This is a genomic window from Amycolatopsis sp. NPDC051071 (assembly GCF_040682875.1).
GTDB lineage: Bacteria > Actinomycetota > Actinomycetes > Mycobacteriales > Pseudonocardiaceae > Amycolatopsis.
In genome coordinates, this window is the sequence record NZ_JBFBBY010000321.1 from 1 (window position 1) to 2,119 (window position 2,119).

At 68.3% G+C, this 2,119-nt stretch carries 2 protein-coding genes; one reads left to right on the top strand and one right to left on the bottom strand.

Annotation, left to right across the window (positions count from 1 at the left end; all coding sequences use genetic code 11):
* Nucleotides 1-152 precede the first annotated feature (152 nt).
* Nucleotides 153-1,127 (bottom strand): winged helix-turn-helix domain-containing protein, encoded by a 975-nt coding sequence (locus tag AB0M65_RS40765; RefSeq protein ID WP_364041019.1) that lies wholly within the window; start codon nucleotides 1,125-1,127, stop codon nucleotides 153-155.
* A gap of 280 nt (nucleotides 1,128-1,407) precedes the next feature.
* Between AB0M65_RS40765 and AB0M65_RS40770 the strand changes: the two genes are divergently transcribed.
* Nucleotides 1,408-2,046: an RICIN domain-containing protein gene (locus AB0M65_RS40770; protein ID WP_364041022.1), complete on the top strand. Its 639-nt coding sequence runs from the start codon at nucleotides 1,408-1,410 to the stop codon at nucleotides 2,044-2,046.
* Nucleotides 2,047-2,119: the final 73 nt, after the last annotated feature.

The following is a 2,119-nucleotide window of genomic DNA, read 5'->3' on the forward strand; positions in this document are numbered from 1 at the left end:
TCTGGCAAATCTGTTCGATGGGGTTCGTGATCCAGGTGGTTCCTGGTGGTGTGGGCCCTTCGGCCTCGTACCGGGTCGTACTCGGTCGAAGGGCCGCGCCGCCAGGGGCCGCCTGGGCGCGAAGACCGCGAACGAGATTTGCCAGACACGCCCTAGGTGCCCAGCAGGGCGCTGCCCAGCGGCGTCAGCGAATGCAGCACGGCGTTGCGGTCGCGTTCGGTGGTGATCAGCCCCGCGCGCCGCAGCACCGTGGCGTGTTTGCTGACCGCCGAGGGCGTCACCCCGAGCCGGGCGGCCAGCTCCGACGTACTGCAGCCGACCGCGAGCACCGCCAGCGCCGCCGCCCTGGTCGGCCCGAGCAGGTCGGCCAGCGCGGTGTCCGGCGACCTCCGGACATCGCGGCCGTATCCAGTGGACGGCGCCGCCTGCCGCACCGACGGGTACAGCAGCCGGACCGGCGCCTCACCCGACGGCGGGACGATCACCGGGCATACGGCGAAGTACGTCGGCGAGACCACGAGTCCCGCTCCACCCGAGCCGACGGATCCGACGATCCCGTCCCCCACCTCCAGCACCGGGGCCGCCCAGCGCACCATCGGCCGCAAGCTCGTCAGCGCCGCGTCCACGCCGTCGTGCAGCAGCAGCTGCGCCCGCATGCCCCGGTCCGCGTCGACCTGGATCCGCGCCGATTCCCAGCCGGGCGCCAGCGCGAGTTCGAAGTAATCCTGCATCGCCTGTACCAGCTTCGGCAGGCCCGCGGTGTCACCGTCCACCAGACCCGCCGCCCAGGCGGGCAGATCGCGGTTCACCGGGACGTCGCGCAACGCGCCCTTCAGGCACAGCGGGCCGGTCCGGCCGATCACCGCGAACCCGGCTTCCAAATCGGTTTCGTCCCTGTCCGGAACGAGAAACGCCGGGATCGGCGCGTACGGACGGCACAGCCACAGCAGTGCCGAAGCCGCCTCTCCCAGCCCAAGCCTGACCCGGTGCCGCCACCGGTTGAACAACGCCGAACCGGCGTCGCGCCGCTGCAGGATCTGCAGACTGGAAACCAGCTCGGCCAAGGGATCGGCTTCGGGCGCGAGCCGGACCCGCGTCAGGTCCTGCAACGTCAGCTCGATGCGCACGGATGTCCTCGCCTTGCTCAGGGTCTTCGCCGTGTGATCGCGTCCCGCACCGTTCCGTTACATGGCTGAACAGCCGTATTGCCGCTCCCGGAAATCTCCTCGACGGCCGTGGTTCAGACCTGAATGATGTTCGAAGAAGGTCCGCTTCTCGGGGGTTTACGCGGACCCTTTCACGAGGGGATTCACCGGCAGGGCCCAAAGGGCCGCGATTCGTCGTGGCCTGACGACTGCTGCCGTCCTCCCTCGTCTCACTGGAGAAAACGCTTTCCAAAGGGGAAATATGACGAAAATGAAGCGTCTTGCCGGCATCATCGCCGCGGCGGCCGGTGTACTGACACTCGCCACCGCGCCCGCCGCCACCGCGGCCCCGCAGCCCACCGGTGACGGCTTCAAAACGGTCACCGTCAACGGAATGAAGCTCATCCCCGTCAAGCGCACCTCGACCGGCGCGCGCACCCAGGCCGCCAACGCGGCCGACGCGGACATGTACCTCATCCCGTCCGGGCTGGACTCGAACAAGTGCTGGGACGCCGACCTGGGCACCATCAACCGCAACGGCACCAAGATGCAGGTCTGGGACTGCAACTTCGACGCCGACCAGCAGGCGTTCTACATCACGAACAACCCCGAGGGCTTCTCTCGCTTCCAGAACGTGGCCAGCGGCCGCTACCTGGACGCGGACCTCGGCACCATCAACAACAACGGCACCATCGTCCAGCTGTGGGACTACATCCCCGGTGCCAAGAACCAGTGGTGGGGCGGGACCGTCAACCCCGAGGGGTACGTCCGGTTCCAGAACCCGAGCAGCGGCCGCTACCTGACCGCGGAAGGCAACTCGGTCACCAACGGCACGCGGCTCCAGCTGTGGAGCTTCATCGCCGGTGGCCGCAGCCAGTGGTGGGGCACCGGCCCCGCCTGATCCGTACCGTCGTGAGTGTTTTGGGTCGTTAGTTAAGACCCCAAAAAAAAAAACCCCCCCCCCCCCCCGGCGC

Bases quoted from the DNA above. Each gene is read 5' to 3' on its own strand.
- AB0M65_RS40770 (WP_364041022.1), top strand. From the start codon at position 1,408: ATGACGAAAATGAAGCGTCTTGCCGGCATCATCGCCGCGGCGGCCGGT.